The 12,577-nt window shown below is 61.8% G+C and carries 15 protein-coding genes; 11 read left to right on the top strand and 4 right to left on the bottom strand.

Annotated features, from left to right (window positions below; genetic code table 11):
• Window positions 1–45 precede the first annotated feature (45 nt).
• Window positions 46–588, bottom strand: a complete 543-nt coding sequence (locus tag IVB54_RS15560) for a tetratricopeptide repeat protein (protein ID WP_247335697.1) — start codon at window positions 586–588, stop codon at window positions 46–48.
• Between the two features lie 341 nt (window positions 589–929).
• Window positions 930–2,150 carry an IS701 family transposase gene (locus IVB54_RS15565; protein WP_247285483.1) on the bottom strand — a complete coding sequence of 407 codons (1,221 nt, stop codon included), beginning with the start codon at window positions 2,148–2,150 and terminating at the stop codon, window positions 930–932.
• 119 nt (window positions 2,151–2,269) lie between these two features.
• On the opposite strand from IVB54_RS15565, the gene IVB54_RS15570 reads away from it, so the two are divergent.
• The 4 genes from IVB54_RS15570 to IVB54_RS15585 all read left to right on the top strand — a co-directional run bounded on the left by IVB54_RS15570 (window position 2,270) and on the right by IVB54_RS15585 (window position 4,994).
• The gene (locus IVB54_RS15570) at window positions 2,270–2,719 is read left to right on the top strand and encodes a hypothetical protein (RefSeq protein ID WP_247777331.1); all 450 of its coding nucleotides are present in this window, start codon (window positions 2,270–2,272) and stop codon (window positions 2,717–2,719) included.
• Window positions 2,720–3,108: 389 nt separating this feature from the next.
• Entirely contained in the window at window positions 3,109–3,504 is a 396-nt protein-coding gene (locus IVB54_RS15575) for a hypothetical protein (RefSeq protein ID WP_018455387.1), read from the top strand.
• Window positions 3,505–3,790: 286 nt separating this feature from the next.
• Entirely contained in the window at window positions 3,791–4,498 is a 708-nt protein-coding gene (locus IVB54_RS15580) for an outer membrane protein (protein ID WP_018455388.1), read from the top strand.
• Window positions 4,499–4,751: 253 nt separating this feature from the next.
• Window positions 4,752–4,994, top strand: a complete 243-nt coding sequence (locus IVB54_RS15585) for a hypothetical protein (protein WP_018455389.1) — start codon at window positions 4,752–4,754, stop codon at window positions 4,992–4,994.
• 37 nt (window positions 4,995–5,031) lie between these two features.
• On the opposite strand, the gene IVB54_RS15590 is transcribed toward IVB54_RS15585, so the two are convergent.
• Window positions 5,032–5,286 carry a hypothetical protein gene (locus IVB54_RS15590; RefSeq protein ID WP_018455390.1) on the bottom strand — a complete coding sequence of 85 codons (255 nt, stop codon included), beginning with the start codon at window positions 5,284–5,286 and terminating at the stop codon, window positions 5,032–5,034.
• A gap of 304 nt (window positions 5,287–5,590) precedes the next feature.
• Complete coding sequence (locus IVB54_RS15595; RefSeq protein WP_247443695.1) at window positions 5,591–5,965, bottom strand: hypothetical protein; 375 nt, start codon at window positions 5,963–5,965, stop codon at window positions 5,591–5,593.
• Between the two features lie 101 nt (window positions 5,966–6,066).
• On the opposite strand from IVB54_RS15595, the gene IVB54_RS15600 reads away from it, so the two are divergent.
• The 7 genes from IVB54_RS15600 (at window position 6,067) to IVB54_RS15630 (ending at window position 12,569) form a co-directional block, all read left to right on the top strand.
• Entirely contained in the window at window positions 6,067–6,231 is a 165-nt protein-coding gene (locus IVB54_RS15600; protein ID WP_007602663.1) for a hypothetical protein, read from the top strand.
• Window positions 6,232–7,057: 826 nt separating this feature from the next.
• A complete protein-coding gene (locus tag IVB54_RS15605; RefSeq protein ID WP_085351158.1) occupies window positions 7,058–7,777 on the top strand; it encodes a class I SAM-dependent methyltransferase in 720 nt (239 codons plus the stop codon).
• A 66-nt stretch (window positions 7,778–7,843) separates the two neighbouring features.
• Window positions 7,844–8,557 (top strand): class I SAM-dependent methyltransferase, encoded by a 714-nt coding sequence (locus tag IVB54_RS15610; RefSeq protein WP_085384992.1) that lies wholly within the window; start codon window positions 7,844–7,846, stop codon window positions 8,555–8,557.
• Window positions 8,558–8,659: 102 nt separating this feature from the next.
• Complete coding sequence (locus tag IVB54_RS15615; protein WP_247777332.1) at window positions 8,660–10,798, top strand: PQQ-binding-like beta-propeller repeat protein; 2,139 nt, start codon at window positions 8,660–8,662, stop codon at window positions 10,796–10,798.
• Window positions 10,768–11,400 carry a hypothetical protein gene (locus tag IVB54_RS15620; RefSeq protein ID WP_247777333.1) on the top strand — a complete coding sequence of 211 codons (633 nt, stop codon included), beginning with the start codon at window positions 10,768–10,770 and terminating at the stop codon, window positions 11,398–11,400. The genes IVB54_RS15615 and IVB54_RS15620 overlap by 31 nt, the downstream gene beginning before the upstream one ends.
• A gap of 48 nt (window positions 11,401–11,448) precedes the next feature.
• Complete coding sequence (locus IVB54_RS15625; RefSeq protein ID WP_247777334.1) at window positions 11,449–11,610, top strand: hypothetical protein; 162 nt, start codon at window positions 11,449–11,451, stop codon at window positions 11,608–11,610.
• 101 nt (window positions 11,611–11,711) lie between these two features.
• Window positions 11,712–12,569: a DUF3800 domain-containing protein gene (locus IVB54_RS15630; RefSeq protein ID WP_247777335.1), complete on the top strand. Its 858-nt coding sequence runs from the start codon at window positions 11,712–11,714 to the stop codon at window positions 12,567–12,569.
• Window positions 12,570–12,577: the final 8 nt, after the last annotated feature.

A 12,577-nucleotide genomic window follows, 5' to 3' on the forward strand; every position in this document is an offset into this window, starting at 1 on the left:
GAGGTTGTGCCCGTTCGTCCCATTCGGAGATGCGATGTTCTGTTCTTAATAGACCAGCGTCGCTCCGGTCGGCTTGTCGAGCGCGGCGGCGAGCGAGCGATATTCGGAGCTGTCGGTGCCGGCGAGCGAGGCGAGCTTGTTCAGGTGATACTGCGCCTGCTCGCGGTTGCCCTGCTCGAGCTGCCAGAGGCCATAATACTGCCAGGTGCGGACGTGGTTCGGATCGTCCTTCAGCGCGAGCTCGTAATAGACCTTCGACGACTGGTAGTCGCCGAGCTTGCGATAGGAGTAGCCGATCAGATTGGCGACGTCGGCGACGTCGTCGCACTTGAGCGACTTCAGCTGGCCGATCGCGCCGGTGTAGTCGTGATTGTCATAGATCGTGGTGTAGGCGGTGCGATAGGCAGCAAGGAATTTCGGATCGCTGACCGAGGAGCTCTTCTTCTTGCCCTTCTTGGTCGAGGTGTCGGATTTCGGTGGCGAGGAGGGCTCATCGCTGCCGGCGGCATAGGCGCTGGTCAGCACCGGCGCCGCTGCCAACGACAAGGCGACAAGTCCCGGCACAAGAAGCATTGAGAGTTTGCGCATATAAGTTCTCCGGTATGGAACGTGGCGATCCTACACGATTGCCCAAAGACCGGAACACCCATCAGGCAAAAACATTCCCGGCATCCTGGCCTAGGGCGGATGACAAACTTGTCATCCAGATGAACGGGAGCCTGCTGTGGGCTTCAGATTGGGTTCAGTGCGAGCCTCCTAGCATTACAGTTGCTTTTTTGATTTGAAGTGGGCGCGTTGAGCGGCAGCCTGGTGAGCTCTGCGCCAGAAGGACCATGCGATGATGTGTGCGGGTTGAATCCGCTTCCGCGCAAGTCTGATAGCAATGCGGCGGATTTCCTGGATTGACCAACGGATCAGTGGTGGGGTGGTTATGTTTTGGCTTTTGCCGGGGGGCGCCGTTTCGTTTTTTTGGGCGGTGGCGGATTAGCGCGATGTCGGATCGCGGCCATCATGGCGAAGGCGAGCATCACCAAGGACACATGACGGTGCCAGCCATGCCAGGATCTGCTCTCGTTGTGATCGAGCCCGAACTCGTTTTTCGCCGTTTCAAAGCTGTCCTCGATCGCCCATCGATGGCCTTCGACCGCGACCAGCGTTTCAATGGCTGTTCCCGCTGGGCACCAGGTGGTGAAGAAGGCGAGGTCATCATCGGCAATGCGACGACGGATCAGTAGACCGCGTGTCCACAAACCGTCATTTGCACTGTTGGACTGCTCGGCCTCGAGATCCGCCAATTCGAGATAACACCAATCGTGCAGCCGCGGTCCTTTGGTTCCGGCTCCCGCCGACAGGCGCTTCCAGTCGGATGAGCGCCGCGTCCGGGCGAGGTCTGCAGCCGTACCGGCGACCGGCGGTCGCTTGCCCCAGGATCGAAACACATGAGCGCTGCTGACCCCAAGCACGTAGCCTTTGCCTGCCCGACGTAGTTGCTGTTCGATGTTGCCAACACCGTAGACGGTATCACCGGCAACCCACTTGAATGGTACAGACCCGGCTATCGCGCGTGCGATCATTCTCGTCGCAAGCTTTGGTTTGGTCGCAAAGCCGACATCGGCAGGCACATATGTGGCTTCCAGACGATCTGGATCGTCGGTCCATTCCTTCGGAAGATACAACGCGCGATCGATGAACGCATGGCCATGACGCGAAACGTAGGCAGCGAAGACGCCGATCTGGCAGTTCGTGATCTTTCCTGCCGAACCAGTGTATTGCCGCGCCACTCCGCATGACGCTTTGCCCTGTTTGAGAAAACCGGTCTCGTCGATCACGAGCACCGCATCGTCATCCGCCAAATGCTCGATGACATAGTCGTGCACGATATCGCGCAGGGCATCAGCGTCCCAGTCTCCACGACCCAGAATCGCCTGCTGCCGCCATGGGCCGGGATCGCCAGCCGCCTCCGCGCGCATCCAACCGGTCTTGCGCTGCTCATCTCCGAGCAGACCTTCCAGGAACAGACCTGCATTCGTCGCAACACGCTCTTGCGTGAACAACGGACGTATCCGTTGCTTGATCTCTCGAAGCGACGCCGCCCACAACGCAAGCGTCGCCTCAACCGACGCGGCCCGCGCCCACGACATTCGAATCATGGTTGCCCATGGATTCAGAAGCCCGCAACAAAAGCAACTGTAATGCTAGGCTCCAACTTACGATCAAAGGGTTGGCGAGAGGGCGCCCGCCTCAAGATCCTTCCAAGAGGAGACCAGCCATGTTGAAGACCATTTCCGCAGCCTTGCTCGCAGCCTCCGTGATCGCAGCCCCGGCCTTCGCAGCCGAGACCACCGCGACCACGCCGGTGATCAAGGCAGACCAGAGCCAGACCAAGGTGTCGACCACCGCCGCGAAACCCGATGCCGGCCTCAAGGCCAACGTCAAGGCTTCGGACGTCAAGGCTTCGGACGTCAAGGCTTCGGACGTCAAGGCTTCGGACGTCAAGGCTTCGGACGTCAAGGCTTCGGACGTCAAGGCTTCGGACGTCAAGGCCGATGCCAAGGTGGACACCAAGTCGAAGGCGATGAACGCCAACGCCGCCGTCACACCGGACGAGCACAAGACCGTGCGCAAGCATCGCCACCACCACAAGCATCTGTCAGCGAAGAAGTCGCTGAAGACGCAGCCGGACGTCACCAAGCCGGCGACGATGGAGAAGCGCAGCTAACGACTGAGCCTGCGCGGCGGCGTCCTAGCATTGCCCCGGCCGCCGCGTGAGGAATTCAGGCCCGGCCCGTTCGTCACGCCTTGCGCGAAAGCTCGAGGTGCTGGCGGCGGGCCGGTATGACCATGCTGAAGCCCGCGAGCAACGTCCCAGATTTGGCGGCCGCAAACAAAACCTCGAAAACAACCCCATGCACAGTAGCGGGTCGTAAATAAATCAATGGTTTAAGGGGTGGCGTATTTGCGGATTTTACGAATCCGTTTGACTCGTCGGGCAAAACACCTGTAGACATGCATCATTGCAACCTTGGGGCTGGAACGTCTCCGAGACTGATCGAGCGGAGAGCGTAAGCGGTGCGGCGACTAGCGGAACGCGCAGTGAGCTTGGCGTTGATGCTGGCACTGCCGCTGGCGCTCACGGGATGTTTCGGCAGCGATGGTGACCGTCCAACCCTGATGGAGGGGACCCAGGCCGGAGGTCCACAACCGTTCCCGGATAATTTCCGTGGCGACACGCTGGCCTTGATGCGCAGCTATCTGAACAATCCCGTCGGCGTGCGTGACGCCAGCATGGCCGAGCCGGCGCAGCGCGAAGTCGGAGGCCGCCAGTTCTACGTCAGTTGCCTGCACTTCACCCCACGCGAGACCGACGGCACCTACAAGGCCATGAGGGAGCGCGCCGTGATCTTCGTCAACGGCCGGGCGGACCGCGTCGTCGATCGCGCCAGCGAGCTGTGCGCGGGCGCGGTTTACGTACCCTTTCCGGAACTTGAAAAGATGACGCGGTAGCGCAAAGCCCACCTTCATCGCTTGGTGATAGACAAAGCCCGCCGGAGCTGCCGGATCACATTTCGGGGAGCTTTGAACGGGGTGGTTTCGCGTTGCGACTAATCGTTACGGAAGGTTTTGTTTCCGACGGAAAAAACCGTCGGCACGCGCCTGTCGGACGGAACAAAATCGCGCTGTTGCCGCTCCGTCACAGTAACGAACGATCAACGTTCCGGCATCGCCTCGAAGCAACCCAATTCACGCCACGTTGTTTCCTGAGTGTCGAATTGAAAGAACGGGGATAATCATGAAGAGGATTTTGCTGGGCGCGGTTGCCCTGCTTGCGCTGGCTGCGCCGGCTGCCGCAGCCGACATGCAGGCGCGCACCTACACCAAGGCTCCGGCCTACACGCCGCCGCAGGTGATCTACAACTGGACCGGCTTCTACATCGGTGGCCATGTCGGCGGCGCCTTTGCCGGCGACAGCAGCTTCCAGTCGAGCGACGCGCGCTTCCTCGGCGGTGTTCAGGGCGGCTTCGACTACCAGTTCGCGCCCAATTGGGTCATGGGTGTCGAGGCCCAGTATTCCTGGCTGCCGACCAACAACGGCGGCGCTACGTTCCCGCTGGGCACGCAGGTGACCTCCAATACCGACCAGCTCGGCTCGGTGACCGGTCGCATCGGCTACACTTGGGGACCGGCGCTGCTTTACGCGAAGGGCGGTTATGCCTGGCGCAATGGCGGTCTTGGCGTCAATGTCGCCGGCGTCCCGCAGCCCTTCACCGTCACCGGCAACAGCAAGGACGGCTATACCGTTGGCGCTGGCCTCGAATACATGTTCGCGCCGAACTGGTCGGCCAAGGCCGAGTACCAATATTACAACTTCGGCAACACGACGATCACCTCCGGTCCGGCTGACGTCGTCGGCGTCCGCGGCCGGGAGGACGAGCATACCGTCAAGGTCGGCGTGAATTACCGCTTCGGCTGGGGCGGTCCGGCAGCCTCGCGCTACTGACGCGCCACCAGCGACCCACGACCTGACAAAGGCCGGCTCTCGCCGGCCTTTCGTTTGCCCAGCCCTCGTTCGCAAGTCCTTTGTTTGCATCGCGTCAACCATCTGGCGCGTCATTTGCAGGCAAACGTTCTGGCGGGCGCTTTCTCACGCGCGTCATGGAGCTCGGGTAAAGCAAAAATAATTTTTGCAGCTTACGGAACTCGCGCGCCGGAACGCGTTATATGACAATTACCGGGCTGGTGGGACGACGGACATGCGTATCTTGGTGTCGGCTGTGGTGCTCTCGTGCTTCGTCAGTTTGCCGTGCGCTGCCCAAACAATCCTCAAATCCGAGCCTCTGATGCTGGCACCCTACGAGGTGGCCTTCGTCAAGGACGCCTCGTGCTCCTCCGGTAAGGTGCTGAAGGTCACCGGCGCGATCCGTGGGCTGCATCGCCGGAAGGCCTGCGTGGCTCTGGCGGGCGAGCAGGCGTCACTGGCCACCGCGACCCCCTAAGCTTTTCCTGAGCTCTGGCTTCCCCTTCGATTCCTCTTTAGGAATTCAGCTCAAGCTCCATCCTCGCTTGGCGATCAGCCTCGGCCTTGTTCCGGGCCGGGTCCTCGCCCTGTGCGGCCCGGCACGGCTTGATCTCGTAATCGTTGTCGAGCACCCGGCGTGGCCCGGGACGGTTGTCATCCGCAGTTACGTCCACGACGAGGCCACTTCGCTGCGCGAGCCTCCAGACGTCGGACTCGTCAGGATAGGCCTTGCTGATCTGGGCATCGTTGCAGAACAGGGCGTAGGGCATTGTTCCCGCTCCTGGAAAGCGCATTAACGAATTTGACGGGGTAGGGGTTCCGCTCGCCGGTCGATCACGCGGCCGTGATCAGGGCCGCCGGGTCCTGAGTCCTTAACGAGTCCTGAATCCCGAAAAAAAGAATCCACGGGACTCATTTGGCGGAATCAGCGGATGTTTTCGGTCATGACGACGGACCTGAAAACCTCTTGCGGGCACATGCTGCTGCCCCTCACGCTGGCCCTGTTCGGCGCCTGCGCGGCCAATCTCTGGCTAGTGTGGTCCTGGCTTTAGGCCAGCGACGGGAGATCCGGCTTTACTTGTCAGCCGGTGGACGGGAGGAGGGCTCGCGGATGGCGGCCCGCAATTTAGTCAGGGTGGCCGCGCAATATTCCTCGCGCTCCCGCTCGAACCGCTCCTGATGCTTGCGGAAATTGGCGATGCGGGCCTGTATTTCGGTGCGGACGTCGTGGCTCGCCACCCGGGGCGAAGGGAGAGGTAACGGCTGCGGCGGAGCGGCCTTAAGTGGCTCGGTCCCGATGATGGTGTTGACGGGGGCGATCTGCACCGACGCGGCCACTGTCGCCGTCGGGATCTCCGGTGGATGCAATTCATCCTTTTTGCCGGTTACCGATTGGACGAAAGCCATTGTCTGCGCGATCAGCGCGTCGCGTTCCGCGATCCACTTCATGGTGCACCCCTGTTGGCGCCATTCCAGCAAAGCTGGCCGGCCGAATCAAGAAGGTGTTGGGTGGGGATTGCATATTTTTCCCGGCCGCCCGACAGTGGGGAATGGATGCCAAAGCAGACCATTCAGCCGAAGCCGAGGGCTTGAGGCTCGTCCGCGCGTTCCTATCGCTGCCGCCCGACAAACGGGCGGAGGTGATCGCGTTCGTTGAGGAGTTGGCCCGCGCCAAACGCCGTCCGGAGGAGGGCGCCGACGTCTCGCCGGGGTGAGCGCTAGCGCTCCCGCGGATTGAGGTTGGGCTCGAACGGCGCCCCGACCACCCGAACCGGCGTCGGCGTGGTCCCGTCTATTGCTACCGTTTCAGCCCGCTGCTTTGCCGGAGCCGGCCAGGGAGCCTGTTCGAACAGCGCAACAGCCCCGGCCAAGGCGCTACAGCACAGCGTCACCGTGGCCAGCAGAAACATGTTTCGATTTTCTTCCCTGATCCGCATGGGTCGACAACGGCCGACGCCCTTGACGGGTTCCGCCTGACCATGCCCGGATCGCTCCCCAAACTGCCGGCGGGACGCGATCGGGACATGGCCAGGACAAATCTTCAAAGACAAATCTTCAAAAACCACGGATCGAGGTCGTCTCACGGCAGCGCAGATCGAGGTTGAGAAGCAAGCCGCCCATCAGCGCAAGCGCGATATGGTCAACCTTGCCGACGGCTTTGAGCGCGCAGCCGGCGAGATCAAGACGGTGGGCGCGGCGTCCACCGAGCTTGAAGCGTCGTCCTCGACGCTGGCCAAGTGCTTTCCACGGCCAAGATGCTGGTGAGCGACAGCAACCGGCTGGGTGGCACAAACTCCGGCGGCACGGCGCCCCGGCAAGCAGCTGATTTATTGCGGCAGCAAGAGGGACATCGCGATCGCGAACAGGAAGCCCGTTGCGACGATCGCCGCGACAGCACCCGCGGTGATCTTGGCGATCTCTCGGCTGGTATAGGGACGCATGGGATGCGCATGCTACCTCATGTTGAACTCTGATCCAATCTGTGGTCAGTAGCCGCGCCCGAAATGCGTGCGGCCAACGTCCATTCCCGAAGGTCGATCCATGAACGAGGATATCAGCGACGGCTGGACCGCGTCCGCGGCTGCTTGGATCGTCGAGCAGGGTGAAGACGGCGACTATGGTCGCCGCTTCGTGCTGGACGCGCCGATGCGAGCGCGGATCGAAGGGCGCGGCTTCCGCAATGCGCTCGACGTTGGCTGCGGCGAGGGGCGCTTCTGTCGCATCATGCAGCGCGCCGGCATCCGCACCACCGGCATCGACCCGACCGAAGCGCTGCTCGCGCGTGCCATGAAATTGGACCCGCAGGGCGACTACCGGCTTGGCCGAGCTGAAACAATGGAGATCGAAGCGCCATTTGATCTGGTCGTCAGCTATCTCAGCCTGGTCGACATGCCCCATCTCGGTGCGGCGATCGGGAAGATCGTGGCAGCGCTGCGGCCGGGCGGTACGCTGCTGATTGCCAATCTGACCAGCTTCAACACCGCGGGTCCGCCCGACGGCTGGACGCGTGACGGCGACGGCGCCTTGCGCTTCAACATCGATCATTACATGGAGGAGCGGCCGACTTGGGTGACTTGGCGCGGCATCCGAATTCTGAACTGGCATCGTCCGCTCAGCACCTACATGACGCTGCTACTCGATCAGGGGCTCCTGTTGCGCCTTTTCGTCGAGCCGCAGCCCAGCGGCGGCGACCCCGACAGGAATGCCTTTCATCGCCGGGTGCCTTACTTCCACATCATGGAGTGGCAGAAACCGGTTTGAGGATGGATGAGATTCGGATGGAACGCATGACCACAGTGTTCACAACGTAATCTTAAGGTCCGGACGATGATCTCCAAGCGCCCACCCGTGCTCGCCCATGAGCGGTTCACCGCCGACCGCGAGAATTTTGTCGGCCTCGATCTGGCCGCGCGGTTCGAGCGCATCGAGAAGACCAACCTGTGGGGTGCGGCCAGTTCGGTGTCGGGCCTCGGCTCGGAGGATCCCGCGACCGTCGCGGTCCGCGAGATGCTTCCTGCACTGCTGCAACGGCTCGGCGCGCGCTCGCTGCTCGATGCGCCCTGCGGCGACGCGGGGTGGATCGGCCGCCTGAAGCTGCATCTCGACTACACCGGCATCGACATCGTGCCGTCGCTGATCGCGGCCAATCGCAAGCGCGTGGCTGGCGGTGAGTTGTCAGGCCGGTTTCTCGTTGCCGACATCACGCGCGATGCACTGCCGCGCGCCGATGTGGTGCTGTGCCGGGACTGCCTGGTGCATTTGAGTTTCGACAACATCGTCCGCGCCGTCGCGAACTTTCGCGCCAGCGGCGCACGTTTCCTGCTGGTCACGACGTTTCCCGAATGGGACGACAATCGCGATTGCGAGGACGGCGACTGGCGGGCGCTGAACATGGAGAAGGCGCCGTTCGACTGGCCGGCGCCGCGCGAGCTGATCAACGAGCGTTGCGAAGAGGGCAGTGGCGGCTGGCGCGACAAGAGCCTCGGGCTGTGGCGGCTCGATGAACTGCCCGATCGTGTCCTCACTGCCCGGGGGATATGACGGACGCGGGCGGCACGTCCGTTGCGTGAGTGATTGCTCTCGCGCTATACTTTGGGTTGCATGATGCCGTCTCGCATTGCGGTGACGATGTTGGAGCACGCCATGAGACCGAGTGTTGTCGCCGTCGCCATGCTGGTCTGGTGCTGCGCGCCCGCGTTGGCGCAGCAGGACGTCGCTGCGCTCTACGCAAGCCACTGCGCGCAATGTCACGATGGCGGTGATGGCCAGAGCCGTGTGCCAGGCCGCGGTGCCATGCAGGCGATGTCTTTCGATCATGTGCTGGGAACGCTGACTTCTGGAAGCATGGCGGCGATGGCGAGGGACCGCAGCGACTCGGAACGGCGCGCGATTGCCGCCTTTGTCACCGGCAAGGCCGCGGTGGGCGACAATGCAGTCGATGCGGAGGGACGCTGCACGCAGCAGGTCAATTTCTTTCCGCAGCCGCTCGATGGTCCGCGCTGGAATGGATGGGGCGTCGACGCTGCCAACAGCCGCTTCCAGTCGACCGAAATGGCCGGCCTCACCGCGGAAGAGGTACCGCGCCTGCGGTTGAAATGGGCTTATGCCTTTCCCGGCGCCTCGGTGTCGTTTGCGCCGCCGACCATCGTGGGCGGTCTGCTGTTTATCGGCGGCACTGACCGCAAGGTGCACGCGCTCGACGCGCGAAGCGGCTGCACGAGGTGGACGCTGCCGACCGATGCCGCGGTGCGCGGGGCGATCAGCTTCGGGCCGCTTCCCGGCACCGATCAGTTCGCGATCTTCTTCGGTGACCTGCGCGCCAATGCCTATGCGGTGAACGCACTGACTGGCGCGCTGATCTGGAAGACGAAGGTCGAGGAGCATCCGGCAGCGCGCATCACTGGCGCGCCGACGCTGCATTCCGGCGTGCTCTATATCCCGGTCTCCTCGCTGGAGGAGGCCGCCGGTTCGCAGGCCAGTTACGAATGCTGTACCTTCCGCGGCAGCGTGGTCGCGCTCGAGGCAGTGACCGGCAAGCCGGTGTGGCAGGCCTACACGATCCCCGAGGTGGCGCATCCGACCGGCAAGAATGCGAGAGGCACGCAGCTGTTCGGCCCGTCCGGCGCGGCGGTGTGGTCGGCACCGACGATTGATCCGAAACGCAACGCCGTCTACGTCGCGACCAGCAATTCCTATTCGAATCCACCCGCCGCAACCGCCGATGCGGTCCTCGCTTTCGAGCTTGCGACAGGTAAGCTGCTCTGGAAGCAGCAGGCGACGCCGAGCGACGCCTTCATCGTCGCGTGCTTCGGCGCGGACAAGACCAATTGTCCTGAAGATCACGGGCCCGACCACGATTTTGGCCAGTCGCCGATCCTCGTGACCTTGCGTGACGGCAGGCGCGTTCTTGCCATCGCGCAGAAGTCCGGCGTCGTGCACGCGCTCGATCCTGATGATGGCGGCAAGATCCTGTGGCAGACGCGGATCGGGAAGGGCGGTGCGCTCGGCGGCAGCGAGTGGGGCTCGGCCGCCGACCAGGATCGCATCTATGTCGCGAACTCCGACGTGCGGTTCCTGCGCGATGGTACGCGGCGGCTCGATGCCACCCAAGGCGGCGGTCTGTTCGGCCTCGACCTCGCCAGTGGGAAAATTGCGATGGAAGTATCTCCTGTCGGCTGTGGCGATCGCCTCCAATGCAGCCCTGCGCTGTCGGCTGCCGTGAGCCTGATCCCCGGCGTCGTGTTTTCCGGCGGCGTCAGCGGCTTTCTGCGCCTACGCGACGGCCGACGGAAAGCTGTTGTGGGAATACGACACGGCGCGAGACTATACGACGGTGAACCCCCTCGGCGGAGGCTAGCTTCGCCACGACGCTGGCGCACGCCTACAAGGTTTCCGCCACTTACCGAAAGGGCACAACCGCCTCTAACGCGAACGTCGTCGGATCGATCGCGTCGTCTCTTTCGCCCGCGACGCTCGGCCTGCCGGCGAACTCGACGACGGTCAATGCGACAAACTCGGACGTGTTCGCCGGTGAAGGCGCGACATCCTATGTGGCGTTGCGCATCCCGGCGGCGACAATCTCCGGGACGGTCATTCTCAATTCGGTCTCGATCAAAGAGTGCCTTCCCTTCAAGGGCTATAATCTGGCCGCTGCGGCTGGCTATATCTCTGGTATCACTCCGGCTGCCGCCAGCGGAAACAAGGTCCTCAAAGAGCTGTATGGCAGCGGCGAGCGAAATCGCATTCGTCTGGTGTGGGACGCGACCAAGCACCTCCATCTGATCGTGACCTATGGCGGCTCGACCGCAGCCGACCTTGATCTTGGACTTGTCGATGTTCTGACGCCGTACACCATCGACTGGACCGCCGCGACAAACCGATTTGCGGCGCGGTTGAACACGGGCGCTTCGCTGGTCGACAGCGTAGGCCAGATGCCAGGCGTCGGCGCGCTCGACATCGCGCGCAGTCCAACATCGGGCGAAACATTCGACGGCACGATCTCGCGATGGACGCTGTTCGCGACCGAGCGACTGCCGCCCGACGTCTTCTTTCTTGAAGGTGACAGCTATCCGGCCGGTGTCTCCGGCGTCTCGATTACCGGGTCGCTGGCGGCCGCATCCGGCCGGGGAGCCTTCACGACGGCGGTTGGCGGGTCCGACCTTCAGACTGAGGTCGCGCGCGTGCTGACGCACCTCGATCTCACCGGCGCGGTCTATATCCATTGGGATGGAGACGCGAACAACTGGATCGATGTCGCCACGACGATGAGTTATTACGCCCAGCTCGTCGCTTCGCTGAAAACCAGCAAGTTCATCATCATCCCGCCGTGTCGCCGGAACAACAAGACCGCTGGCGATAATGCTGGAACGCTGCAAATTCAGTAGGCCATCGCGGCGGCTTATCCGAACAACTATTACGACGCGCAGGCGTTCTTGGCGACGCTGGCGAACGGCACGACAGACAACGCGGACGTTGCTGCGGGCTATATTCCGACTAGTCTGCTGCAGGGCGATTTGGTGCATCTTCAAGGGACGCCGATGAACTCTCTGGCGGCTAATCTCCACAGCACCAAGATCCAAGCCAATGGCTGGTAGAATTTTCCGACCTTCCGTCTCAGTTGCGCTTTGAGCACCCAAGATAGTACGGTGAGTAGCTGGCCGATGAACGTTGTGGTCAGCTCGGAGGCCAGAAGTCGGTGCGCTATATCTATCTGGATGAAGCGGGAACGTCGGCAAAAGAGCCGGTTTCGGTCGTTGCTGGAATAATCGTTCATGCCGATCAGCAGTATGTGCTTGCTGAACAGCGGCTACAGCAATTGCTGCAGATGGTTCCTCCGGAACTACGAGGAGACTTCGTCTTTCACGCGAAATCGGTATGGGGCGATCATTCGTTGCGAGAGGCGTGGCCCTTCGAGGATCGCCTAGAATACCTCAAGCGAATGATGGCTATCCCTCGCGAACTTGGTCTTGCCGTCACGATCGGAATTGTACGGCGAAGTTGGGAGATCCCGTCGATCGTCGCAATGCCGAAGGAGAAGTTCCAGCATTTGATGGCGTTTTTCCACTGCATTGCAAAGGCGGATAAGTATATTCGAGATTACGCGGGCGAATTTGAAGTGGCGACTGTGGTGGCCGAAGACGTTGACGGTGTAAAAGAGCACATGAGGCTTGTGTTGAAAGCTCTCAGAGATCCGCAATTTACAGAGGCAATGCAATTAGGCCCCGAGCACCTTAAGCCAACGCAGGAAGAACTAAGTCGCGGCATGAGTCTTCAGGAAGCAGTTCATAAGATCGAGCGAGTAAGAGACACTGTTCATTTTGTCTCGAAAGCGGATGGTCCTTTGCTCCAGCTTGCCGACGCCTGTGCTTTCGCGTTTCGGCGGCTCTTCGCAGAGCAATCTCACGGAAAGGAATTTGTAAGGGCCGTTTTAGGCGATGACTTGATCATGGAAGACTGGAGCGGCCCAGGTTCAAGCGGCGCCTTCTTCTGGCACCCAAAACGCTTTAAGCCAACTTCCCGCTTTCTGCCGGTTTGGACGGTGCAATTTTCGTAGGCTCTTCC

The organism is Bradyrhizobium sp. CW1 (genome assembly GCF_023100665.1).
GTDB lineage: Bacteria > Pseudomonadota > Alphaproteobacteria > Rhizobiales > Xanthobacteraceae > Bradyrhizobium > Bradyrhizobium canariense_D.